Origin of the sequence: Paenibacillus sp. FSL R7-0652 (assembly GCF_038595045.1) — a bacterium.
Taxonomy (GTDB): domain Bacteria; phylum Bacillota; class Bacilli; order Paenibacillales; family Paenibacillaceae; genus Paenibacillus.
Map to the genome: position 1 here is coordinate 2072255 of NZ_CP152001.1, position 24717 is coordinate 2096971.

25 protein-coding genes and 1 tRNA gene are annotated in these 24717 nt (G+C 44.2%); 21 read left to right on the plus strand and 5 right to left on the minus strand.

Going from position 1 to position 24717, the window contains the following annotated elements:
- Positions 1 to 330: 330 nt before the first annotated feature.
- From MKY97_RS09535 to MKY97_RS09590, 12 genes are all read left to right on the plus strand, one after another.
- Positions 331 to 1203, plus strand: coding sequence for an SDR family oxidoreductase (locus MKY97_RS09535; protein WP_342555207.1), 873 nt, complete (start codon positions 331 to 333; stop codon positions 1201 to 1203).
- A 332-nt stretch (positions 1204 to 1535) separates the two neighbouring features.
- On the plus strand, positions 1536 to 1877 hold the full coding sequence (locus MKY97_RS09540) for a cupin domain-containing protein (protein WP_342555208.1): 342 nt from the start codon (positions 1536 to 1538) through the stop codon (positions 1875 to 1877).
- Between the two features lie 123 nt (positions 1878 to 2000).
- Positions 2001 to 3830, plus strand: a complete 1830-nt coding sequence (locus tag MKY97_RS09545) for an ATP-binding protein (RefSeq protein ID WP_342555209.1) — start codon at positions 2001 to 2003, stop codon at positions 3828 to 3830.
- A gap of 169 nt (positions 3831 to 3999) precedes the next feature.
- Positions 4000 to 4728 carry a response regulator transcription factor gene (locus MKY97_RS09550; RefSeq protein WP_342555210.1) on the plus strand — a complete coding sequence of 243 codons (729 nt, stop codon included), beginning with the start codon at positions 4000 to 4002 and terminating at the stop codon, positions 4726 to 4728.
- 150 nt (positions 4729 to 4878) lie between these two features.
- Positions 4879 to 6078: a methyl-accepting chemotaxis protein gene (locus tag MKY97_RS09555; protein WP_342555211.1), complete on the plus strand. Its 1200-nt coding sequence runs from the start codon at positions 4879 to 4881 to the stop codon at positions 6076 to 6078.
- 268 nt (positions 6079 to 6346) lie between these two features.
- Positions 6347 to 7102 carry a phosphate ABC transporter ATP-binding protein PstB gene (pstB, locus tag MKY97_RS09560; RefSeq protein WP_342555212.1) on the plus strand — a complete coding sequence of 252 codons (756 nt, stop codon included), beginning with the start codon at positions 6347 to 6349 and terminating at the stop codon, positions 7100 to 7102.
- 64 nt (positions 7103 to 7166) lie between these two features.
- On the plus strand, positions 7167 to 7826 hold the full coding sequence (gene phoU, locus MKY97_RS09565; RefSeq protein ID WP_342555213.1) for a phosphate signaling complex protein PhoU: 660 nt from the start codon (positions 7167 to 7169) through the stop codon (positions 7824 to 7826).
- Positions 7827 to 8077: 251 nt separating this feature from the next.
- On the plus strand, positions 8078 to 10732 hold the full coding sequence (gene polA / locus MKY97_RS09570) for a DNA polymerase I (protein WP_342555214.1): 2655 nt from the start codon (positions 8078 to 8080) through the stop codon (positions 10730 to 10732).
- A gap of 60 nt (positions 10733 to 10792) precedes the next feature.
- The gene (mutM, locus tag MKY97_RS09575; protein WP_342555215.1) at positions 10793 to 11638 is read left to right on the plus strand and encodes a DNA-formamidopyrimidine glycosylase; all 846 of its coding nucleotides are present in this window, start codon (positions 10793 to 10795) and stop codon (positions 11636 to 11638) included.
- 130 nt (positions 11639 to 11768) lie between these two features.
- Positions 11769 to 12533 carry an MntP/YtaF family protein gene (locus MKY97_RS09580; protein WP_342555216.1) on the plus strand — a complete coding sequence of 255 codons (765 nt, stop codon included), beginning with the start codon at positions 11769 to 11771 and terminating at the stop codon, positions 12531 to 12533.
- 30 nt (positions 12534 to 12563) lie between these two features.
- Positions 12564 to 13160, plus strand: a complete 597-nt coding sequence (gene coaE / locus MKY97_RS09585; protein ID WP_342555217.1) for a dephospho-CoA kinase — start codon at positions 12564 to 12566, stop codon at positions 13158 to 13160.
- A complete protein-coding gene (locus MKY97_RS09590) occupies positions 13157 to 13720 on the plus strand; it encodes a lytic transglycosylase domain-containing protein (RefSeq protein WP_342555218.1) in 564 nt (187 codons plus the stop codon). Before coaE ends, MKY97_RS09590 begins: the two co-directional genes overlap by 4 nt.
- A gap of 98 nt (positions 13721 to 13818) precedes the next feature.
- Here the strand turns inward: MKY97_RS09590 and MKY97_RS09595 are convergent, their stop codons facing one another.
- Positions 13819 to 14040, minus strand: a complete 222-nt coding sequence (locus MKY97_RS09595; protein WP_017689472.1) for an alpha/beta-type small acid-soluble spore protein — start codon at positions 14038 to 14040, stop codon at positions 13819 to 13821.
- 115 nt (positions 14041 to 14155) lie between these two features.
- Between MKY97_RS09595 and nrdR the strand changes: the two genes are divergently transcribed.
- Entirely contained in the window at positions 14156 to 14623 is a 468-nt protein-coding gene (gene nrdR / locus MKY97_RS09600) for a transcriptional regulator NrdR (RefSeq protein WP_090920285.1), read from the plus strand.
- A 184-nt stretch (positions 14624 to 14807) separates the two neighbouring features.
- A tRNA-Ala gene (locus tag MKY97_RS09605) sits at positions 14808 to 14880 on the plus strand.
- A gap of 339 nt (positions 14881 to 15219) precedes the next feature.
- On the opposite strand, the gene MKY97_RS09610 is transcribed toward MKY97_RS09605, so the two are convergent.
- The 4 genes from MKY97_RS09610 to MKY97_RS09625 all read right to left on the minus strand — a co-directional run bounded on the left by MKY97_RS09610 (position 15220) and on the right by MKY97_RS09625 (position 16768).
- Entirely contained in the window at positions 15220 to 15840 is a 621-nt protein-coding gene (locus tag MKY97_RS09610) for an IS3 family transposase (protein ID WP_342555219.1), read from the minus strand.
- Positions 15789 to 16106, minus strand: coding sequence for a transposase (locus MKY97_RS09615; protein WP_342555220.1), 318 nt, complete (start codon positions 16104 to 16106; stop codon positions 15789 to 15791). Before MKY97_RS09615 ends, MKY97_RS09610 begins: the two co-directional genes overlap by 52 nt.
- 72 nt (positions 16107 to 16178) lie before the next feature.
- Positions 16179 to 16628, minus strand: coding sequence for a JAB domain-containing protein (locus MKY97_RS09620; RefSeq protein ID WP_342555221.1), 450 nt, complete (start codon positions 16626 to 16628; stop codon positions 16179 to 16181).
- On the minus strand, positions 16628 to 16768 hold the full coding sequence (locus MKY97_RS09625; protein ID WP_342555222.1) for a hypothetical protein: 141 nt from the start codon (positions 16766 to 16768) through the stop codon (positions 16628 to 16630). The genes MKY97_RS09620 and MKY97_RS09625 overlap by 1 nt, the downstream gene beginning before the upstream one ends.
- A 243-nt stretch (positions 16769 to 17011) precedes the next feature.
- Between MKY97_RS09625 and MKY97_RS09630 the strand changes: the two genes are divergently transcribed.
- The 7 genes from MKY97_RS09630 to MKY97_RS09660 all read left to right on the plus strand — a co-directional run bounded on the left by MKY97_RS09630 (position 17012) and on the right by MKY97_RS09660 (position 24706).
- Entirely contained in the window at positions 17012 to 18196 is a 1185-nt protein-coding gene (locus MKY97_RS09630) for an ABC-three component system protein (RefSeq protein ID WP_342555223.1), read from the plus strand.
- Positions 18193 to 18675, plus strand: coding sequence for a three component ABC system middle component (locus MKY97_RS09635; RefSeq protein WP_342555224.1), 483 nt, complete (start codon positions 18193 to 18195; stop codon positions 18673 to 18675). The genes MKY97_RS09630 and MKY97_RS09635 overlap by 4 nt, the downstream gene beginning before the upstream one ends.
- Positions 18672 to 20618 carry a DUF3732 domain-containing protein gene (locus tag MKY97_RS09640; protein WP_342555225.1) on the plus strand — a complete coding sequence of 649 codons (1947 nt, stop codon included), beginning with the start codon at positions 18672 to 18674 and terminating at the stop codon, positions 20616 to 20618. Before MKY97_RS09635 ends, MKY97_RS09640 begins: the two co-directional genes overlap by 4 nt.
- 37 nt (positions 20619 to 20655) lie before the next feature.
- On the plus strand, positions 20656 to 21693 hold the full coding sequence (locus MKY97_RS09645) for an AIPR family protein (RefSeq protein ID WP_342555226.1): 1038 nt from the start codon (positions 20656 to 20658) through the stop codon (positions 21691 to 21693).
- A 2-nt stretch (positions 21694 to 21695) separates the two neighbouring features.
- Positions 21696 to 22715 (plus strand): AIPR family protein, encoded by a 1020-nt coding sequence (locus MKY97_RS09650; RefSeq protein WP_342556289.1) that lies wholly within the window; start codon positions 21696 to 21698, stop codon positions 22713 to 22715.
- Positions 22716 to 23010: 295 nt separating this feature from the next.
- A complete protein-coding gene (locus MKY97_RS09655; RefSeq protein WP_342555227.1) occupies positions 23011 to 23973 on the plus strand; it encodes a YafY family protein in 963 nt (320 codons plus the stop codon).
- Positions 23974 to 24079: 106 nt separating this feature from the next.
- A complete protein-coding gene (locus tag MKY97_RS09660; RefSeq protein ID WP_342555228.1) occupies positions 24080 to 24706 on the plus strand; it encodes a type 1 glutamine amidotransferase family protein in 627 nt (208 codons plus the stop codon).
- The last annotated feature ends 11 nt before the right edge of the window (positions 24707 to 24717 follow it).

Here is a 24717-nt window from a genome sequence, read left to right on the forward strand (position 1 = left end):
AGTATATTTTCCATTGTACATCAGCCCCACCTGCTTAGGAATACACTTTGAAGCATGAAAAAGGTGGAATTGAAAAAAAACGGAACATTTATGATTTTGACCATGATTTAACCTTGTAAAGATTCTATCGTTTAGTTTTCCATTAAAGTGGTAAATAACGATTAGAAGCAGCTTATGGATGATCTGGTTTTCAAACCGCAGAAGAATATTCTAGTCGGTTCTTGCCATCCTACAGAATGAGACTTATGACGAACGAAAGATAAGGAAGAATGCTGCTCAGGTCCGAGTCTTTTTCATTTCAGCATGTTCATTTCGAAAGGAGAATGTATAATGTCGAGCACAACCCAGCAAAATCAAAAAACGATGCCTGCACAGCATCAGGATCAGCGTCCAGGGATCGAGTCCGAAATGACCCCTAAACCGGAATTTGAGAAACCGCAGTACAAGGCGGCTGGCAAATTGCTGGACAAGGTGGCCTTAATTACAGGAGGGGACAGCGGGATTGGACGAGCTGTTGCCGTTACGTATGCGAAAGAAGGCGCCGATGTGGCGATTGTATATTTGAGTGAGCATGAGGATGCGAAAGAAACGAAACGTCAGGTGGAGCAGGAAGGCCGCAAATGTATTCTGATCGCAGGTGACATCGGCGATGTGAACTTTGCCAAGAAAAGTGTGCAGCAGACGGTGGATGAACTTGGTAAACTCGACATCATTGTAAACAATGCGGCAGAACAGCATCCGCAGCAGCATCTGGAGGATATTACGCCAGAGCAGCTGGAAAAAACGTTCCGTACGAATATTTTCGGCATGTTTTACGTGACACAGGCAGCACTGCCTCACTTAAAACAGGGCAGTACGATTATTAATACAACATCCATTACCGCTTATCGTGGAAGCCCGACCCTGCTGGATTATTCGTCTACCAAAGGGGCAATTACCTCATTCACCCGCTCACTATCCATGAATCTGATCGAGAAAGGTATCCGTGTAAATGCCGTAGCTCCCGGCCCAATCTGGACACCGTTAATTCCTTCAACATTTGATGAGAAGAAAGTTAGTGAATTTGGTGCGTCACAGCCAATGAAACGCCCAGGTCAGCCGGATGAATTGGCACCAGCCTATGTATATCTTGCTTCCGATGACTCGTCCTATGTCAGCGGACAGGTTATGCATGTGAACGGCGGCGAAGTGGTGAACGGTTAGGCCGTAAGTCCAAAGAAACTGCTGAACATATGCAGTGACTGGGCTGATGCAGAAGACAGAACGCTTACATGCAGCAGCGTTCTGTCTTTTTGTCATTCCCTTTTTTTTAAAAAATAGGAGGCGGAGTTGAGAGAAGAGCTGGAAGCAGGATAATAGATGATTTACAAAAGTCTGTATCAGCGTTGATACATCTGTGATATTTTATACAAAGTATGATCTTTAAAGGCATGGAATCAGGTTGAAGGCAGCGCTGGTGTTTGCTGTTGTCCATGGGAAGATATCTGAACATATGTGATATGATAGACCCGATAACATATTCGGGAGGCACTCATATGAAAATAAGCAAACAAGAAGCACCGCACTATATATGGGGAGCTCAGTGTGATGGCTGGCATCTGGTTCAAGGTGAGACTCTCAGTGTCATTCATGAGCGCATGCCTGCAGGCACGTCAGAGACAAGACATGTACATACAAAGAGCCGCCAATTCTTTTTTATCCTCAGTGGTGAGGCGTGTATGGAGCTTGACGGAGAAACATATGTGCTGGAAGCACATGAAGGCATAGAAATTCCGCCGGGAGCGCCGCATCAAATGCAAAATCAAAGTGAACAAGACGTAGAATTCCTGGTCATTTCACATCCAACAACACGCGGTGACCGCACTGAACTAAATTAATAAATCATTGTTTTTTCATCATTTGAATGAATTTTATTCATTACATATGAACGGAGAGGACAGAAAAAACCTGAAAAAACGAAGTGTCCACCTTTATTAAAATATACCAGAAGGAAGAGATTAATGAGACCGTTTCGCATTCGCCTGGCCCTGATTATGATGGTGCTGATTGGCCTGTCCGTTATTGTGGCCGGATATACGATGGGCAGAGTTTTCAAAACGACGCACATTGCCGCATTGGAGCAGACGATGGTGCGCGAGATTAACTTGCTGAAAGCAACGTTTCCATTTCATGATGCTTCCGATCCGACATCTGCAGAGACGCGCAAGTATTACTCGGATCGGGCTTTGGAACTGGACCGTCTGACAGACTCGCGGGTAACGTTTATCAACAAAGATGGGATCGTCATCGGTGATTCCGAAAGTGACCCGGCAGCGATGGATAATCACCTGAATCGTGAAGAGATCCGGACGGCTGTGGAGGGGAGCTTTGGGCAGTCCATCCGATACAGCGAGACGTTGGGACAGGACATGCTGTATGTAGCGCTGCCTGTAAATTCCGACCAAAGTGACATGATTGAAATGCCAAGCGGCAAATTCGACGGATATATTCGGCTGTCCATGAGTCTGCAGGCGGTGGATCAAGGACTTCAACGCGGTTGGATGATTATGTTTGCCGCACTCGGACTGCTTTTCCTGATTGTGGCATTTGTCAGTTACCGGGTAGCACGGGGATTAACTTCACCGATTGAGCATATCACCAAAGTTGCACACCGGATTACGAAACTGGAGTACGATGCCCGAGTGAAGGTGACGCGCAGGGATGAGATCGGCCAGCTCGGTCTGGCGATTAACGGCATGGCAGACAGTCTGCAGTCCCAGCTCAAAACGATTCGAGACAATGAAGCACTGCTTCAAAGTGTCTTGGCGAATATGACCGGCGGGATCGTCATGATTGATGCCGCACAATCGATTGCTTTGGTCAATCGGGAAGCAGAGCGCATGCTTGGCATACAGGCGATGAAAGTCACTGGCAAACCTTATACGGAACTCAAACGGCATTACGAGCTGACACGTACGATTGAAGAGAGTGTTGCTGTTCAGGAGCGTATGCATGAAGAAGTAAGTATATTTAATCCCGAAGAACGGTTAATTCGTCTGGATGGTGTACCCATGTCGGAAGACAATGGCGGATATCGCGGGATGTTATTTCTGCTGCAGGATGTCACAGCGATTCGCAGATTGGAGTCGATGCGCAGCGAGTTTGTGGCTAACGTCTCTCATGAGCTGAAAACACCTGTGGCAGCGGTGAAGGGGTTTGCTGAAACGCTGCTCAGTGGCGGTGTGCAGGATAAAGAAACGGAACGTTCTTTCCTGCAGATTATCTATGACGAAGGTGATCGGTTAAACCGGTTGATTGGAGATATTCTGGAGCTGTCCAAGATTGAATCGAAACGTGCACCTTTGGAATGTTCGCCGGTGCATGTGCAGTCCTTTTTTGAAATGGTGCTGGGAACTCTGTCCAAGGTTGCAGAGAAAAAGCAGATTCGCCTGGAAATGAACGTGCCGGAGGAACTGTATATCGAAGCGGATGAGGATAAGATGAAGCAAATTTTCATTAATTTGTTATCCAATGGCATCAACTATACACCGGAGGGCGGAAGAGTAAAACTTCAGGTGAAGATGGATCAGACGAGTGAGGAAGAACAGGTTATTTTTGCGGTGTCCGATACCGGGATTGGTATACCGAAAAAAGATTTGCCGCGCATCTTCGAACGATTCTACCGGGTAGATAAAGGCAGATCCCGTAATTCCGGAGGCACAGGTCTGGGACTTTCCATTGTAAAACACCTGGTCGAGCTGCATCATGGCAAATTGTCAGTTGAAAGTGAGCTGGGCATGGGAAGCACATTCCGGGTCATGCTGCCATTGATCCAGGAGGAAGAAATCTAGTTTACTCCGGTCAAAAAAGAATTATAGTTTACTTCAATAAGAAAAAAATGTAGGCGTATAGGAGCAAAATGTAAAATGAGTCATTAGCTTTACACAGCGTTAACAAATAAGTGCTATGATAGAAAAAGTGTTGTGGCAACAGACAACCTATGAAGAGAGAAGGGGTATCATGGCGCAGCGTTTGCTGGTTATAGAAGATGAACCGACATTATCGAGATTACTTACGTACAACCTGACACAGGAAGGGTATGACGTAACGGCAGAGGACCATGGGTCAGCAGGATATGACCGGGCGTTGTCCCAGGATTTCGATTTGATTTTACTGGATCTGATGCTCCCGGGTATGAATGGTCTGGATATTCTGAACAAACTGCGCGTTCAAGGGGTGAGTACACCTGTAATTATCCTTACGGCCAAGAACGGTGAAGCCGAGGTTGTGCAGGGGCTGAAATCGGGTGCGGATGATTACATTACGAAACCTTTTGGGGTATCCGAGCTTCTGGCAAGGGTAGATGCGGTACTCAGACGTTATTCCAATGGTGAAGATCTGCCGCAGCCTGAGGATAAAGACGGTTCGCGCATTATTCTAGGTGAACTTGAAATTTATCCTTTGAAATATGAAGTGACTTTGGGCGGACAATCGATCAGCCTGCGTCCGAAAGAGTTCGAGGTTCTGTTATATCTCGCCAAGAAACCAGGAGTTGTACTGACCCGGGATGACTTGATGAACGCCGTCTGGGGTTTTGATTATATTGGAGGTCAGCGGACCGTAGATGTACACGTCAGTTCATTACGCAAGAAGCTGGAGCTTGATCCCGAATCGGTCCACATTGATTCGATTCGCGGTGTAGGTTATAAATTGGTTGTCAAAAGAAAAACTCCCCATCATTCTAGCTAAATGATCGGGGAGTTTTATTTTTACGTTCATTTTACATAAAGGGAGATTTTTCTTTATCAATAGGGAGTAGGATGAAACTATCCAAGTGATACTTTGTACCTATAATCCCACCTTAGGGCGGAGTTAACACGTAAAGGAGAATACGTAATTATGCCCATGCTGTTAGAGGAAAGACCTGAAATTCTGGATGATATACAAAATAAAGATCAAGAGCAGGAGCAGGAACAATGCTCTATTGTATCTGAAATGCAATGGGAGACATCGACAAATGATATCAGGGATGAGAACATCGTTTCTTTATATGAATACTGCCGCGAGGTACCAGCGGCCAGAGCGGATACGACCTGTGGAGAAGCAGCAGCTATGCTGAGTGACGGCCGGGAGCATCCGTGCATTGTATTGTGTGATGAATATATGAAGCCGACAGGATTATTGATGCGGGAAACTTTATATCGTTTGCTTAACGGAAGATTTGCCGCAGATTTATTTTATCGTAAACCGATTACGAATGCTGCCAACGCGTCACCAGTTATTGTGGATATACATACGGAACCAGCAGCCATTATTGATGCCGCGCTCCGGCGGGATGAGGAGCACTTCTATGACTGCCTGCTCGTAACGGAGCAGGATCGCTTGCTCGGGGTACTGACCATGCGTGATGTGATGTCCATCTCCCGGAAGCTGCAGCAGGCCGCATCCACAGATCGCATACGTACAGTGACAGAGAGCGGACAGGAGATTTCCCGTATTCACCAAGCCGTAACCAAGCTGATTCAGGCGGCTAATGAGACCGTACGGGAAGCCGGACAGGTTATTGTATTATCCAATGAAGGAGAAAGCCGTCTCCATCAGGTCGAGTCATCCTATCGTCGGGTTCATGAACATATGGGGGATCAGGGCAGACATGCCAGTCAGATGCTTGAATCCATCAAAACGGGTGCAGGAATGGCACGTTCCATTCGGACGTTGGCCGATCAGAGCGGGCTGCTGGCACTAAATGCGTCGATTGAGGCTGCTCACGCCGGAGAATATGGACGGGGATTCCAGATCGTTGCCGGAGAAATCCGGGCGCTTGCAAAACAAACGCGCGAAGTCGCTGAGAACATGTCCTCCCTGCTTCAGGAGATTGAAAGCTTAACCCAGCAGACGGTATCTCTGATCCAGGCAAGCGGGACCGAGATCGATGAGAGTGCGGTGTATGTGCAGGAAGGAGCAGCTGCTTTCGGTACGCTGAATCATGCGGTACATGCATTATCCTGTATCGTCGAAACTATCGCTGCTGAAGGCGGGGAAGCTGGGAACATCGCGGAGAATATTCGCCTGAAGCTGCAGGCGATGACTGCGCAATGATTATGAACATGATTTGCAGCACGTCCAGAGGAAATGGCAGACTGGTGCAGCAGCATAACAATGTCAAACAGCAAGTAGACCTGGGACTTACGGCGGCCTGGGTCTTCTTCAGGTGTTTTTACATTCCGTTAACATGAAGGTGGTACTGTTTTTACAATGTTAAGGTAGGATATTAAAGATGACCGAGCCGATTCGCATGCCGGATGGCTGCCGGTCTCAACGTAAAGGGAATCCAATGATCCCTGCAGCGAAGGAGAAGTGAGCATCTATGAAAGACCTCATTCACATTGATCGGCTTAATCTATACTACGACACGCATCACGCGCTTAAAAATATATCGATGGATCTGCCGGAGAAAACCGTTACGGCGTTTATCGGACCTTCAGGCTGCGGTAAATCTACACTGCTCCGCACATTGAACCGGATGAATGACATGATTCCGGGTGTTCGTGTGGAAGGACAAGTTATGCTGAACGGTTCGGATATCTATAGTAACGAGATTGAAGTGGAGACGCTGCGCAAACGGGTAGGCATGGTATTTCAGCAGCCGAATCCGTTTCCCAAATCCATCTATGATAACGTAGCGTACGGACCGCGTCTGCACGGTGTAACCCAAAAGGCAGAACTGGATAAACTCGTAGAACAGAGTCTGGTTCATGCGGCACTGTGGGATGAGGTGAAGGATGTCCTGAAAAAATCGGCATTAAGTCTGTCTGGCGGACAGCAACAGCGTCTGTGCATTGCACGTGCACTCGCTGTACAGCCGGATGTGCTGCTGATGGACGAGGCGACTTCGGCGCTGGACCCGATCTCCACGCTGAAAATCGAGGAATTGGTCAAAGAGCTGCATCATAAATATACCATCGTGATGGTTACACATAACATGCACCAGGCTGCGCGTGTATCTGGACGTACCGTGTTTTTTCTGAATGGTGAAGTGGTGGAGGCAGCTGATACGGAGACGTTATTCTCCACACCGCAAGATTCCCGGACCGAGGATTATATCTCCGGCAGGTTCGGTTAAGGCGAGCTGAACAGGAACGATCCCGGCTTACCCGGAGATGATGGAGAAGGAGGACTTGAAACCTATGATTCGCAGAAAAGAATTTGATCAGGAGCTGGAAGAGCTGCGCACCCTGCTTAAACAGATGGGTGAACATGTAGGAGAGGCCCTGGATGGTGCGATTGAGAGTTTACAGACAATGGATGCGGAGAAAGCTCAAGTCATCATCAAAAATGACGCGAATCTCAATGCCCTTGAAGACAAAATTATGGAGCTGGGTTCAAAGCTGATCATTACGCAGCAGCCGGTGGCTAAGGATTTAAGACGCATTATTGTAGCCTTCAAAATCTCCAGCGACTTGGAACGTATGGGCGATCTGGCCCTGGATGTGGCTAAAGTGACTCTTCGGATGGAAGGACAAGAGCTGATTAAGCCGCTCGTGGATATTCCGCGGATGGCCGAAGTTGTGAAATCCATGATTGATGAGTCCATTGAATCGTATCTCAAGGAAAACACGGATCTGGCTTATAAAATGGCACAAACCGATGACCAGGTCGATCAGCTGTACAGCAATATGATTCGGGATCTCTATACGCTGATGAGCGATCATCCGACACAGGCGTCACAGGCTATGCTGCTGATGATGGTAGGACGTTACATTGAGCGTATTGGTGACCATGCGACGAACATTGGCGAGAGCACGGTGTATCTGGTTACGGGTCAGCGTCCGGACCTGAACCAATAAGTTGTTCTGGGCAGGCCCTGCTGCACAAGCAAGGAATAACAGACATATCAGATAAGATCATATTGATCGAAATGAGGAGAACTTTCTTCCGGCTGGCCTGTGCACAGGCTGACTGGGAAGGAAGTTCTTTTTTTGCGGAAGAAAAGTGGTGGAAAAGGGGTGTGCAGTTTTTTGATGTAAGTGGCGGGTATGGTATCATGGGAGTAGGTATGATAAGTACAGTCTGACCATATGATACGCGAGGTGCTGGAATGGACAAGTTTATTCTTATAGATGGAAATAGCATTATTTATCGGGCATTTTTTGCAATGCCACCCCTGACGAATTCGAAAGGTCTGCACACCAACGCGGTATACGGCTTTACGACGATGCTGCTGCGATTGCTGGAGGAACACAAGCCTACACATGTGATGGTGGCGTTTGATGCGGGCAAAGTGACGTTCCGTCATGAAGGATATCAGGAATACAAAGGTGGACGGGAGAAAACACCACCTGAGCTGTCCGAACAGTTTCCACTGCTCAAAGAACTGCTGCAGGGAATGGGGATTGCACAGTTTGAACTGGCAGGTTACGAAGCAGATGATATCATCGGAACGCTGACGAAACGTGCGGATGAAGCAGGCAGACAGGTGCTCGTTGTATCGGGTGACAAAGATATGCTGCAGCTTGCTTCCGAGCATGTGCATATCGGATTAACGCGCAAAGGGGTTACCGAGATTGAGCTGTATGATCCTGCCCAGATCAAGGAACGTTACGGCCTGACGCCACTGCAGATTATTGATCTGAAAGGTCTGATGGGCGATGCTTCCGATAATATCCCGGGCATTCCGGGTGTGGGAGAGAAGACTGCCTTAAAGCTGCTGCACCAGTTCGGATCGGTGGAAGAGGTGCTGAACGGCACAGGCGAGCTGAAAGGCAAGATGAAGGAGAAGATTGAAGCTCACGCGGAGGATGCTCGCATGAGCAAACAGCTGGCGACGATTCATCGCGAGGTTCCGCTGGAACAGACATGGGAAGATATGCAGTTTGATGGACTGAAGGAAGCAAGTGCGGGACCGGCGCTCGCTAAGCTGGAATTTAAATCTTTGCTGGAGCGTTTGTCTTTCAGCGGCAGCATTGCCTCCGAGCAGGAGGCTGTTCCGGCTGCAGCAGTTGAATCCACAATTGCGACAGAAGAAAACATAGCTGAACTGATTGATATACTGGGTTCGATCGATGTACTTCATGTGGAAACACATGGGGACAATCCGCATCAGGCGAAATTAGTTGGGCTTGCTGTAGGTGCTGGGGAGCAATATACATTTATATCGCCAGAACTGCTGCAGTCCAATGCAGCCGCCCCTGTACGGCAGTGGCTCGCAAGTGCAGACCAGCCGAAGCGTGGATATGATCTGCATCGCGTAGATTTGGCTCTGCATGCGCATGGCATTGAATTTGCTGGTGCGGCTTTTGATGTGCAGCTGGCCGCCTATCTGCTTGACCCAACGGAGTCCAATCAGACGATCAGCGGGCTGACGTCCAAGTATGGGTTACCTTCCCTGGCGGAAGACGATACCGTTCTGGGTAAAGGAGCCAAATACAAAGTTCCGGAGGCCGATGTTCTAGGCGATTTCCTGTGCCGGAAAGCTGCTGCGCTGGCCGCAATTATCCCGCTTCAGGAGCAGGCACTGGAAAGCGACGAGATGAATTCTCTATTTCACGAGCTGGAGATGCCGTTGTCCCGTATTCTCGCTGACATGGAGAAGCAGGGAATCAAGGCCAATACTGCTGACCTGCAGGCCCTCGGCAGCGAGTTTGAAGAACAGATTGGCAGACTGATGGCTGAAATCTACAAGCTGTCTGGTACCGAGTTTAATCTGAATTCACCGAGACAGCTGGGTGAGATTTTGTTTGATAAGCTGGGGCTGCCTGTGGTGAAGAAAACGAAAACCGGCTACTCCACCGATGCTGAAGTACTTGAGAAGCTGGCTCCTTATAATGATGTGGTGCAGCATATTCTGCAGTATCGTCAGCTCGCCAAGCTGCAGTCGACATATGTGGAAGGTCTGCTCAAAGAGATATCGGACCGGGACGGCAAGGTGCATACGTTCTATCGCCAGACGATTGCTGCAACTGGACGCCTGAGCAGTCAGTTCCCGAACTTGCAGAATATACCGATCCGTATGGAGGAAGGACGCAAAATTCGGAAGGTATTTGTACCGTCCGAGCCGGGCTGGTCTATTCTGGCAGCCGACTACTCCCAGATTGAGCTGCGTGTGCTGGCTCATATTTCAGATGATGAACGTCTCAAGGAAGCTTTTGTACATGATATGGATATCCATACGAAAACTGCTTCCGATGTATTTGGCGTCAAGCCGGAGGAAGTGGATAGCGACATGCGCCGTTCCGCCAAGGCGGTTAACTTCGGGATCGTATACGGAATTAGTGATTACGGTCTTTCCCAAAACTTGAATATTACGCGGAAAGAAGCGGCACAGTTCATCGATCAGTATTTTGATATCTTCCAAGGTGTACGCCGTTATATGGATGAAATCGTGAAGGATGCACGCCGGGACGGTTATGTGAAAACGATGCTGGAACGCCGTCGTTATTTGCCTGAGATCAACGCAAGCAACTTTAATCTGCGATCCTTCGCGGAACGCACAGCGATGAACACACCGATCCAGGGAACGGCAGCCGATATCATCAAGCTGGCCATGGTCCAGATGGACGAGGCGCTGCGTGAACGCAAGCTTCAGAGCCGCATGCTGCTTCAGGTACACGATGAGCTTGTGTTTGAAGTGCCGGCGGATGAACTGGAGCTGATGAAGGAACTTGTGCCTTCGGTGATGGAAAAGGCGCTTCCGCTGTCGGTACCTCTGAAAGCAGAAGTTAGCTTTGGTGAGAACTGGTACGAGGCAAAATAGATAAGAAGGGGTCCCGCTGAGCGTCATCTTCCGTTATAATATAATGGAGGTGAGAACATCATGCCGGAACTACCGGAAGTCGAAACAGTCAGAAGAACTTTGAATCAGCTTATTGTAGGCAAAACGATTGATCATGTTACCGTTCATTTGCCGCGGATTATTCAGCGGCCTGACGATATAGAAGCATTTGCATTGGAACTGGCAGGACACACCGTGATTGGTGTTGAGCGCCGGGGCAAGTTTTTACGTATTTTGCTGGACGGGCTTGTGCTGGTCTCCCATCTGCGGATGGAAGGACGTTACGGTGTGTACCATCAGAATGAAGAGGTGGAGAAACATACCCATGTCATCTTCCACTTCACTGATGGCACCGAATTGCGTTACAAGGATGTACGTCAGTTTGGAACGATGCATCTGTTCACCGCAGGGGAGGAACTGGTATCCAAACCTCTAATGAAGCTTGGGCTTGAGCCGCTGGATGAGGCTTTTACCGTGGATGCGTTCCGTGCTGCGGTGGGCCAACGCACAACCAAAATCAAAGCGGTCCTGCTGAATCAGGCATATGTTGTAGGCATCGGGAATATTTATGTGGACGAGGCTCTCTTCCGCGCAGGTATTCATCCCGAGACGATTGCAAAGACATTAACCGAAGCACAGTTAACGGTGCTTCATGAAGCGATCGTGGCTACGCTGCAGGATGCTGTGAATGCAGGAGGCTCTTCCATCAAGTCATATGTTAACGGGCAGGGCGAGATGGGCATGTTCCAGCATCAGCTGAAAATCTATGGCCGCAAAGCGGAGCCATGCCACACCTGCGGCACGTTGATTGAAAAAAGTGTCGTAGGTGGACGCGGGACGCATTTTTGCCCGAAATGTCAGCCATCTCCACTCTCCAACTTCAACTGAATGAATGAAATGATGAAATCATAGCACCCTTGGATTCCTCCCTCCATATACTGATATGGCAGAAATAAGCGGGCATATACCCATACTGACATCATCAGTTGGCACGTACCGCACAGGGGAGGAATCCGGGGTGCTGCATCATTTTATTTCATTACTGGCGCTTGCTTTTGCAGTGAGTTTAGATGGTTTCGGAGTTGGAATTACATACGGGCTTCGGAGGACCAAGATTCCGCTCTTATCTATTGCTATTATTTCACTGTGTTCGGGATTGGTTATCGCTTTGTCCATGCAGGTGGGGGTGTTATTGTCCCATGTCGTGACACCGGGCGCAGCTTCCGTTGTTGGAGCTGTCATTCTGATTGTGATCGGTGCGTGGTCTCTACTGCAGCTGATTCTTAGACGGGGCAAAGAACGTGAGGAAGCGGAGAGTGCGGTGTCGAAGGAGAGACTGCTTCAGGAAAATGCAGCAGCGGATCCTGGGCTTGCAGCCAGAGGCAGGAATCAATTAATGGTTCTGGAAGTGCAGCCTTCTCCAACGGATGGATCGGTGGAGCGCATGGTATTTACATTGGAATTGCGTAAACTTGGCGTGGTCATACAGATTCTGCGCAGCCCTTCGAAGGCGGATATCGATAACTCAGGAAGTATCTCTGCGCAGGAAGCGATGTGGCTGGGGATTGCGCTGTCACTAGATGCGTTCGGTGCTGGGCTTGGAGCGGCATTGCTCGGTTTTCCTACGCTGTGGACGGCTCTGGTCATTGCGTTGTTCAGCGGTGCGTTTCTGTCGCTCGGTATGCATGTAGGACTTCGGTTCGCAGCACAGCGCTGGATGCAGAAGCTTTCGATTCTGCCGGCCCTGCTGTTAATGATTATGGGAATATTCAAGTTGTTTTGAGGAGTAATAAAGCTGTTATGAGGTGAGACGATGAATATAGGCTTAACGGGCGGAATCGCGACAGGCAAAAGCAGTGTTTCCGCCTATCTCGCCAGTAAGGGAGCACTGCTCATCGATGCAGATGTTATCGCCCGGGAAGTCATGGAGCCTGGGCATCCCGTTTTGGCTGCCGCTGTTCAGCGGTTTGGACAAGCCATACTGCATGAGGATGGAACGCTGGATCGGAAAAAGTTGGGGAGTATCGTTTTTCAGCACCCTGAGGAACGAAAAGCGCTTGAGGCCATTACTCATCCGGCGATCCGGAAGGAAATGCGTGAGAGAGCGGCTGCATACGAATTGAAACATCCGGACAAGCTGGTGGTGTCGGATATTCCGCTGCTGTACGAGTCGGGGCTTGAGGATGGTTTTACGGAAATTATGGTCGTGTATGTACCCCGAGCTGTACAGCTGGAACGGCTGATGAACCGCGATCAGATGAGCAAGGCTGATGCAGAAGCACGAATTGCCGCACAGATGGATATTGAACGCAAAAGAGAGCGTGCGGATATTGTCATTGATAACAGCGGTTCATGGTCCGAGACAGAGAAGCAGCTTGAATCATTTTTAACGCGTAAGGGTCTGTTATGAGAATATTGCGTAAAAAACGTGTACTGCTGATTATGTTTGTTTCCTTTGTACTTGTGTTATTTCTAAATACGAACTGGATGGCATGGTTTTATCCCATTGAATATAAGGAAGAGATCCGGGCACAGTCTCAAAGCTATGAGGTTGATCCGTTTCTGGTTGCTTCCATTATCAGGGTGGAGACCAATTTCAAAACGAGCAAAGAATCCAAGCGCGGTGCAATCGGATTAATGCAGCTCATGCCGGATACGGCAAATTGGATTTTGGAACAGGCGAAAATTCCACCCACTTCGCTGGAAGAATTAAAACATGAACCTGAGCGGAATATTCAGCTGGGCACATGGTACCTTCGAAACCTGTCAGACCAGTTTAACGGCAACGAAATTGTGATGATTGCAGCCTATAATGCCGGACCAGGGAAGGTCAGCAGCTGGTTGAAAAATGGTGTATGGGATGGCACAATCGAAACGGTGAAAGATATTCCTTTTGGCGAAACACGCCACTATGTACAACGGGTTATTTACTATTATAATCAGTATGTGAAGATCTACGATACGTTCTAGAGCGATGGCTAGTCAAAAGATAAGGAGAAGCACGGAGCAGACCGGTGGTGTACCGGCCGCCCCATGCTCCTCTGTGTAACGTATTACGATGCAGATAATTATTGGTATTGACCTGCCAATTGCTGTTCTGCAATTGTTACCAGACGCTTCGTGATGTATCCACCGATCGAACCGTTCTCGTAAGAAGTCATGTTACCTTGGTATCCATCTTGTGGGATGCTGATTCCGAGTTCTTGAGCTACTTCATATTTCATTTGCTCCAGAGCTGCGGAAGCTTTAGTTACAACCAAGTTATTGGAGTTACCGTTGCTTTGTGCCATTGCTGTTCACCTCCTCGCGGGTTGGTAAAAGTATTATGTGTCGCGAGTGCGATTTTCATAACAAGATATGCTCAGGGAATATGTGGAAAAAAGAAAATGTGGGAAGTGATTGAAGTTGAAATGTCCTTATTGTGGTTATCTGGGTACCAAAGTGCTGGACTCCAGACCAGCGAATGAATCCAAATCCATTCGCCGCCGCCGCGAATGCGAGCAGTGCGCGAGAAGATTTACAACCTTTGAAATGATCGAAGAAACACCGTTGATTGTCATTAAAAAGGATGGCAGCCGTGAAGAGTTCAGTCGCGACAAAATCCTCCGTGGATTGATTCGTGCTTGTGAGAAGCGTCCGGTATCCGTGGAAACGCTGGAGATGATGGTATCTGAAGTGGAGAAATCGCTGCGGAACACAGCCGAAGCTGAGGTAGAGAGCCGCCAGATTGGTGAGCTGTTAATGGAGCAGCTGTTTCCGGTGGATGAAGTAGCTTATGTGCGCTTCGCTTCGGTGTATCGTCAATTCAAAGACATCAACATGTTTATGAAAGAACTGAAATCACTGCTGTCCAAAGAAGATCTGGAGGACTAGAGCCGTGGGGAAAGGGAGAAGAACAATCCGGGGCTCATTCAGCCTGTAACATGAATGTTCTTCTCCATATGATTTCGGCGGTTGAAAAGGGTATTGACAGTCCAGAAGGGATTTTATATGATATAGAAGTCGCCTGTAAAAATTAATTTTAGCAGAGCTGAACAAGTTCATCATTACATATCCTGGGGCCTTAGCTCAGCTGGGAGAGCGCATCGCTGGCAGCGATGAGGTCAGGGGTTCGATCCCCCTAGGCTCCATAATTAAAAAAGCCTTTAAACACAAGGATTTCCGAGTGGTCAAGACCCCCATTTAGTAGACATTAAAAAAAGACCCTAGGTTGCAAACTGGCGTCGGTACTCTACCGGCGTCAGTTTTTTCAGTTTCCGTTGTGGCCGTTTTCGATTGTAAAAGTGGATATATGTTTCAATTTTTCTTTGTGCTTCGGCAACGGTTCGGATATGATAAGGATAGAGTCCTTCCGTTTTGAGATGCGAGAAGAACTCTCCATCGAGGCATAGTCATAACAAATTCCTCGTCGAGACATGCTGATTCGGGCGCCAACCTTTGGCAGCATGTCGTGGTAAGCTTGAGACGTGTTACTTACATCCCTGGTCGCTGTGAACGACGAGTCCGGTCACGTCTTTTTGCTTTGCAAACGCCTTTCTGAATGTACGCAGCACGAGTTCATTGTCGTTACGTTCACCTATTTCGTAAGACACAATCTCGTTATTAAACAGGTCCTTAATGGCTGAAAGATAGATCCAGCGCTCCCCCACACGATATTGGGTAATGTCTGTGACCCATTTCTGATTCGGTTGTTTAGCGCTAAAGTCTCGCTTTAAGCGGTTCTCTGCTACACGCTGCGCAGGTGCATACGAACTGTTGGGGCGCCGTTTACGACGAATCCTGGATTGAATACCGAGCATTTGCATCAGGCGGAGCACCTTTTTGTGGTTCATCCAAATTCCTTGATCTTGCCAAAGGAACAATTGGAGCTGTCGATAACCATATTTTCCTTCATAGCGATGATACGTTTGAAGCACCTGTTTTTTCGCTGTGGCAGCACGATCGATTCTTTTACGTTGTATATAAGCATAATATTCACTTCGAGACACACCAAACACATGGCAGAGTTTCTGGATCTCACCGCATGCTGCAACCTTTTCTATGATTTGAAATCTTTCTTGTTTGCTTCCTCCTTCCAGATGACCAAGCACTTTTTTAGCAACTCATTCTCCCGTTTCAGTTTTTGGACATAACGGTCTTGGTCCAAGTATTCTTTACGTCGCCCTCGCTGATCCATCAGTCCAAACTCACCTTGTTCCCGATATTTTCGCATCCAGCGTTTCATTCGTCCTGGGTCATGAATCCCCAAATGCTCATTAATCTTTCGATAAGTCCAACCCTCAACCGTGTGCAGACGAATAGCCTCATTTTTCAACGTCTCCAAATACGTTTTAAACTTCTGTCCCTGAATCGCCATAAAAATACACCCCCTAGAATTTCATCGGCTAAACCCAGGGGTTTTTCCAATGTCTATTCTAAGGGGTGCACTTCAGAGTGTTTGAAGGCTTTTTTCTTTGCCTAAATAGTGATGATTTGAAGGCGTGGTCACACATTTGGTCAAACTAAGATATTTTTTTGTGGCATTTCGGCTTTTTCGGCAGTCTTCTGGAGACAGAGTAGAGTCACCGCTCGGATGGTTATGAGCAGATATAAGAGAAGCGCTACAATGTTTAATCGCGGCACGAAAAACTTCTCTAGGGTGAACGATAGCAGTCTTGAGAGAGCCAATAGAAATATTGTCAAAGTGGAGGACTTTGTTTCTAGTATTGAGAAACAAACAAGTGTAATTTTCTTTAGTCGAAAATCCGAAGTTCGGTTCAATCAAGTTAAATGCGTCTTTAGGGGGGCGTATAGTTGTTTGCTCGTAAGTAGGGATAGTAAGGGATTTAGCTAGCTTTAACAGCCGCGCCTTGCCCATGCCGAGTCCTTTAATACTCATTAGCTGCTGCTCTGATACGTCATTAATTCAACAGTTGTCGGAAATTGATCAAATAGCTGTTGGATCGGGTAGCTGTCAGGACGTTCCGGCAAACATTCTGAAATCAGTCGTTTAAGTTCTTCATTGCGATTGGTGTTCATAAAATCTTCCTCCTTATATTGTGATGGGGGTAAAAAAGGCCGGGCACGTTTGAACGTCTCTGGCGTATTGATCGCCTCTCGCGAGGACTACCTATCTGTATAGGTATCAGGGGTATAATATATAATTCTTTAGGTCTATAATGCGACAAAATAGAACGTTTGTTTGGAAGGATGTGGTACAATCTATGACGAATTTTGTAAGAAAGAGTAGATCAAATGTCATTATTAGAGAAGGGGTGAGTTATGTCCAGAAATATACATTCTGCACAAGCATCAATGTTAGGATATCGTTTTCAGCCTCTTTATGCATTGATTGTACTTTGGAAAGAAGCGGATGACGACTCTAATGAGGTTAGCATTGAGGCCGAAGATGATATAGTTTTGAAAGGTAACTATACAAGGCTATATCAACTGAAGCATAGTACGGGAGATGCACATGAACTTACAATAAAAAACGATGGTTTATGGAAAACTCTTAGAATTTGGTCTCCTTACGCCGAGTCTGATAAACACAAGATGTATTTCGTTACAGGAGATACCATTACTCAAACCAATCCATTATATAAGTTAGTAAGTGGAGACTTAGATCGACATGACATAGTAGCTTTATTGACAAAAGAAGCCAAATTCGTAACTGAAGCTAGAGAACGAGCAGTTGCTATAAATTCTAACAAGTTACCATTTGCGAATAAGTATCCGGGTTGTAGTACCTTTTTACAACTTAGTTCAAATCAGCGGTTGAAACTATTAGAAAAGATAACGGTTCGTATAGACAACTTTAATATTTTACAGATTGAGAATAAGGTCATTGATCAATTGGATCAAATGGTAGTGAGAAAAATTCGACCTATAATTGCAAAAAGACTATTGGAGTGGTGGGACAGAAGAACACTTTCTTCATCAAAAATTACTAAGACTGAACTTTTAGTTCAGCTACAAAGTTTGATTGCGCAAATTCAGGATAATAACCTCCCAGATGATTTTTCTAAATTATCCCCAGTATCAATTTCTGGTGAGCTAGGCGGTTTTATGGAAAAGCAAATCGATCTAGTTGATGGAGGCTATAGCAGAAAGAAAAGAGCAGCGGTAACAAGATGGCGAGCAAGAAATCAACGTGAAAAATGGATAACAGATGACATATTGAATGCGTTAGAGCTTAATGACTACGATCAACTATTAATCGAGACCTGGGCTGATCGTCATGAGCCAATGAAAGAAGATTTAGAAGGTGAAGAAGATAATCTCTGTAAAAAGAAAGGTTTAGAGTTGCTTGACTGGACGCATAATGACGCACATCTTTATATAAATCCAATACGAGATGAGTGGAAACAACATTTTTTAATTCAAGGATCGTATCAACAATTATCTGAAGAATTAAAAGTAGGTTGGCACCCAAATTTTATTGAAATGCTGGGTGATAACCAATGACTTCATCGGATGTTTTTTCCATAACAAACCCTGCCTTAACATCACTTTTATTGTGGTCATTTTTAGAAGGTTTTGAGACTGGGAAAAGAAGCGGTTGCCCGTACCCTTTAATTTTTTTACCATTACCCTTGGTGCTCTCCCAATCAATTAGGGATGATTTTAAAGGCACTAATGCAGCAACTGGACTATACAGTTGGATTACTCGTCGCCAAAAAATACTAATTAACCTTGACACAAGAATCAATAAAACGGCGAGTTTAACTAGAAATGCTATTATTTTTGGTGCTTCGAATGGAATTATAATATTTGAAGCAAATGGGACTTTAAAATCTGGTAGCAAAGGAATAATGAAGAGTCGGTTAAAAAATAATTCTGATGAGATTAGAGAAATGATTGGTGCAGCAAACAAATTGGGTGTATGGTTTACCCAGATTAACTCGACATCCAGCATATTAAATAGTTTGGGGTTAACGTTATGAAAAGATGGAATATTCGTCAAATTCTATTATACAGTCACGATGATCGTAGACATGAGATTACTTTTGAAGTAGAGCAAGTAAATATTATTACTGGCGACTCTCAGACTGGAAAGTCGGCTCTCCCTGAAATCATTGATTATGTTTTAGGATCAAGCGAATGTCACATACCCACATATGTCAGACGATGTGTCTCATGGGTGGGTCTTGTTTGGAAGAAAAATGAAACTGAATTTGCAATGTTTAGAAGAGTACCACGCGCCCCATACAAATCGAGTTCTGATATGCATTTTATTAATGGACGAAATATTACTATTCCTAATCAAGCCGATGAAATTCCATCGTCGACGAATATTGCTGGGGCATTAAAAAAATTTGAGAGATTAATTGGAATTGGAGACGTACAAAGTGAAGTTTTTGGCTCACAAAGAGATCGACATACGATTTCAATAAGAAGTGCAATGCCGTATTTATTACAGGATGATAATATTATTACTAATAAAAATACGTTGATAAGAGGGCTTGATGATTACCAGAGGCTTCAGACAATTATAGATGCTTTGCCCTATTACTTTGGAATAACTGATGAGGCTACAATTGAAAAGGAGATTGAACTTAAAAATTTAAAAAAACAGTTGAAGAGGTTAGAAAAAAACAGTTCAGAAGACGAGCAAATTACGATGAGTACCAATGCCCATACTCTTTTGCATCAAGCAACACAATTGGGATTGTGTGAAGCGTTACCTTTCGGGGCAACTGAAACGGTTGTAAATAGTATGTTACATAAGGTTGCTCAATGGAATCCATATTCGGATTCTTCATTAGTCGAGGAACGACTCGGTGATTTGTATGAGCAATTAAATGCTCAGCAAAATGAGGTTATTTCAATTAAGAAAAGAATTAATTATGCCAAGAAATCTATACAATTTGCGCGGGATTTCAAGAGCACAGCAACTACTCAACAAAGACGTCTTTCTGTGATTGATATTTTCAAAAATCCGGTTAATCCAGTTTCATGCCCACTTTGTCAACAAAATCTTGAAGAAGTTAACGAACCCATTAAACAGATCAGTGAGACTGTCAAGAAAGTCCAATTTGATCTTGATAATGTTGAAAAAGAGCGACCAAGCCTAGACAGTTATATCACTTATCTAACCGAGTTACTTGCTTCAGCAGAAGAGAAGATTTCTTCTATTAATGTCCAGATAGGAGCCCTTATTAAAGATAATGAAAAATTAGAGTCCGGTCTGGATTTAAAAGATAGAAGGAATAGGTTGGTTGGAGTAGTTAATTTTTATTTAGATTCTGTAGGAAAGGTGGCTTCGAAATCCACCTCATCATTCTCATCAGACCTTTCAGTACTAAGTGAGCGTATTAAGAATCTTAGTTTAGAAATTGATGTAGAATCAAAAAAAGAAGCGCTTGAAAATGTAGAGAGACGAATAGCTGCTATGGCTAAGGAGATTATTTCGGACCTACCTTTTGAGGATAGGTATAAAAATAATCCACTGTACTTAAATTTGCGTGACTTCAAAGTAGGAGTATCTTTACCTACTCGCATCGAATACATGAGAGATGTTGGCTCAGATGAAAACTATTTAAGTCTTCATATATCAATGATGCTTGCCATGCATAGACATTTCGCAGAACTAAATCGTCCAGTACCTGGTGTTTTACTATTTGATCAGATAAGTCGTCCCTATTTTCCTTCTGAGGACGTTACAGAAATGGTCGAGATTGGGGAAGAAAGGGATAATGATACAAAAGCATTGTTGCAGTATTTTAACATGCTATTTAATGAGGTCAGACGTGGAGAGTCTTTGCAGATAATTGTGATTGAACATGCTTATTTTAAGAACCATACGGAGTATATGAAAGCAGTTAAAAAACGGTGGAAAAAAGGTATTGATGGGTTAATACCTATTGGCTGGCCGGAAAGAGATTAAATTACGAATTGTACTTTAAAGAATAGGTGGTAATACTGTGGATTTAATAACAAATAGATATTTTGAGAAATTTTTGTCCGAATTCGGGATAAGTGGCGGTTTAACGGACAGGAATTTCGAGAAGTTTATCAATTATTCAATCCTTTTCCCAAAAAACATCTCCAACTTTAATCTTTCATCGGTTTCTACTGGAGATGGTGGAGATTGCGCGATCGACGGACTAGCCATAGTGTTGAATAATAAGTATATTTCTACCCTTGGCGAGCTCGAAGACATTCTGGGATCAGGTATGGAGTTTTCTGTGGAATTATACTTTATCCAATCGAAGACTTCAGACAGATTTGATGGGAAAGAAATGCTTCAATTTGGTAATGGAGTACTGGATGTTTTTAAAGTTGGTGATAGTGTAACTAAAGTAAGAAATGAGAAAATTAAAGAGAAATGCAAAATGATCCAAATGTTGCTAGATAATTACGATTCTTTTAGCGCTACTCCTCGATGTTATTTATACTATGTAACAACCGGGACATGGATTAATGATCAGAATTTATTAAGTGACAAAGAAAAAATAATACTCGATATCAAAAATTTAGAATTGTTTGATAAAAATATCGAATTTTATACGTACGGTTCAAAAGATATTAGAAAACATTATGAACTAACAAAATTGCAAAATAGTGCAACATTCGAGTTGAAAGAAAAAATAGAGTTACCATATATGGAAGGTGTAAAGGAATCGTATTTGGCTACTTTGCCAGTTAAAGAATATCTTAAGCTAATAGTTGATGAACAAGGTAAGATTACGAAAGGAATTTTTGAGCTTAATGTTCGAGATTTTAACGGTGTTCAAAATAATCGTGTAAATCAAGAAATAATTAATACAATCAACTCTGATGAGAAAAATTACTTTGGATTAATGAATAATGGAATTACAATAGTTGGAAAATCTTTTAGTAAGGGGAAGGGCTTGTATACAATTAAAAATTTTTATGTTGTAAATGGTTGCCAAACCTCTAATATACTTCACTTAACTTCAGAACATCTGGATGACAGTATGTGGATTGCTATTAAATAGTAATTACAGATGATGACACAATTATAAAAAATATTGTAAAAGCAACAAATAATCAAACCGAAGTTCAAGAAATCCAGCTTCTATCAATGACAGAGTATCAGGAATTGTTGGAGAGTTATTTTAGTAATTACGGTGGTTCATACAATTTATTTTATGAAAGAAGGTCAGGTCAATATAACTATAATGGGAATATTGATAAATCAAAAATAATTAATCCTGAAATGCAAATGCGAGCTTTTGCATCTGTCTTTTTGGACTCTCCGCATAGAGCAAGTAGATTTTACGGAAGCTTAAAAGATGACATAGAAAAAGATGACGGTAAGGATATAAGCAAGGGGATTTTTGTAACTGGACAACAACCAATTATTTATTATACTTCTGCTTTACTTTTGCATATAATTGATAACTATTTCAATAATGACGGTATTGATGATAAGTATTCGAAATTTAGGTATCATTTATTGTATATAATTTCTAAAATAGTATGGAAGGGTGAAAAGAAGCCTCAATTAAATTCAAAAAAAGTTGAGGATTATTGTAATTTGTTAATAAATAAAATTGTGGATACAGAGCAATTTGATCACTTGCTAGAGCAAGCCTTGAATATTATTGATAAAGTAATAGTAAACTTGGATGATCAAGAAGCTAATAAGTCTGCTAGTATAGTAAATTCTTTACTCATGTATATTGAACTTGGCGTAACAAATCAACAGCTTAAATCAACAGTTTCGTTTTTAAATGGTATGGACGATCTTTTAGCTCCATTTTATAATATGAAAATAGACGGTGATTTAAGGTATAACTTTAGCGATAGATTAAATGATCTCATTAGACGTCTTCGAAACTACCGCCTTAAAGTTAGTGTTGCGGAATTAGAAGAGATACGTAAAGCAGTAGATGTTGATTCAAGAGAAAGTAGAAAAAATTTCGCTAGAGATATAGTTCGAAAAATGGATGATATGTGTAATCGGTTTAAAAGAACATTAGAAATGTCAAAAAAATATACAAAACAGCAAGTCTAGACCAAGGTTACTTGGACACATTTTTGGTCACACTCTTACTTTTCTTAGTGTTTCGGCGCACTCGGACGTAGAAACCAAAAACTCAAAAAAGCCTTGTCTCACAAGGCTTACCCCCGTCTACTCCTTAACGCTCAGAACGCTATTGCTCCACTGGCAGCGATGCGGTCAGGGGTTCGATTCCTATACTTCGTTAATGTTTAACGAAGAACGGCAGAGATGCCGTTCTTTTGTTTTTTGGTGAAAATCAATCACACGGTGGAATTCCAAATAAGGTGAGTTGGAGGAGGGCCGTTATATGCCGAAAAATGATAATATGTTAGCCATTCTATGGATGTTGAACTCGGGAGAGAAGTTAACTGCAAAACAAATATCCGAAAAGTTAGAAGTAAATATAAGAACCGTTTATCGCTATATTGATGCATTATGTTCTAGCGGCGTGCCTATCATATCTGACTCAGGTCATCATGGTGGCTACAGTCTGCTGCATCATTTTATCAGATCACCGCTGCTGTTTGATATGGAAGAAAAGAAGACACTCCTTCATGCTGCTGTTTTTGCAAAAGAAGCTGGATACCCGTTGAGTGAGACATTAGAGAATGCGACATCCAAGTTGAAAATGTATTCGAATGAGCAGCAGGAGAGCATGCTAAACCAAGGGTTAGCTGGATTTGAAGTGATAAACCGCATGCTCAGCCCTTCGAGTCAGCTCATATTAGCGGAATTGGAGCATGCTGTAGAAAACGAAATCACTGTAGAGATGGATTACCGTACAAACCATGAAAAGAAGCCAAAGAACAGGATGATAGATCCGTATGGAATCGTTTACTGGAATAATAGATGGTATACGGTTGCCTTCTGCCATCTAAGGAATGAAATACGAAGTTTTCGGGTAGATCGGATTTTACGAATCAAGCGTACTCAACTCATTTTTAAGCGTCCTGAAGCTTTTTCTAGCCGTGACTTTTTTATGAAAAATCTGTTACCTGATCTTGTGGGGAAGGAAGGGTTAATTTCTTTAAGGATCGAAGGCAGGCCGGAGGCGTTGGATGAACTAACCATGCACTGGTTTTTAGGACATCATCTGCAAGAGCGGACGTCCAATCAAGCCGTCTTTTTATTCGAGGAAAAATCCATTCATAATGCTGTCCCGTATTTTCTTCTATCCTATGGTAAATCCATTCGAATACTTGAACCCAAAAGTGTGAAAGACAGACTTGCTGCAATTGCATCAGAGTTAATGGAATATTATCAACAATAACAGCTTCACTGACAGCGGATGTCAGTGAAGCTGTTTTATAATGAGATAGTCATTGATTACCGATGGACCGTAGTCCTTGATAGATAAAAAAAGGGGAGAAATTAAAATGAAAAGAACAGTATATCTTTATGTTTTTGACACCATGTCCGATTGGGAAATCGGTTATTTGACGGCCGAGCTTAACTCAGGAAGATACTTTAGAAAGGGGCTGGCTTCGGCACAAATAGTCACCGTTGGGATAGATAAAGCTCCAGTAACTACAATGGGCGGATTGAAAATAACACCCGACATTCAAGTGGATGAGTGCAGCATTACAAGCGCAGATGCACTGATACTACCTGGCGGAAATACATGGGCAGAGGCTGTTCATAAGCCCATATTACAAATTGCCGAGATGTGTTTACAGGAAGGGATTGTACTCGGGGCGATTTGCGGGGCCTCCATAGGACTTGCTCAAGCAGGCTTGTTAGATTCCCGCTCGCATACAAGCAATGATCTGACGTATCTTAAAATGATTTGTCCGTCTTACACGGGCGAAAAGTATTACATATCGGAATCGGCTGTTACCGATGGAAAACTGATTACTGCTTCCGGAGCAGCTCCACTTGAGTTTTCTGTTCATATTTTTAGAGCACTGGATGTATTTGCTCCAGAAACATTAGATGCATGGTATCATCTTAACAAAACGAATGAACCTCAATATTTCTACGAGTTAATGAGTTCAATTCAGTGACAGCTCCATTC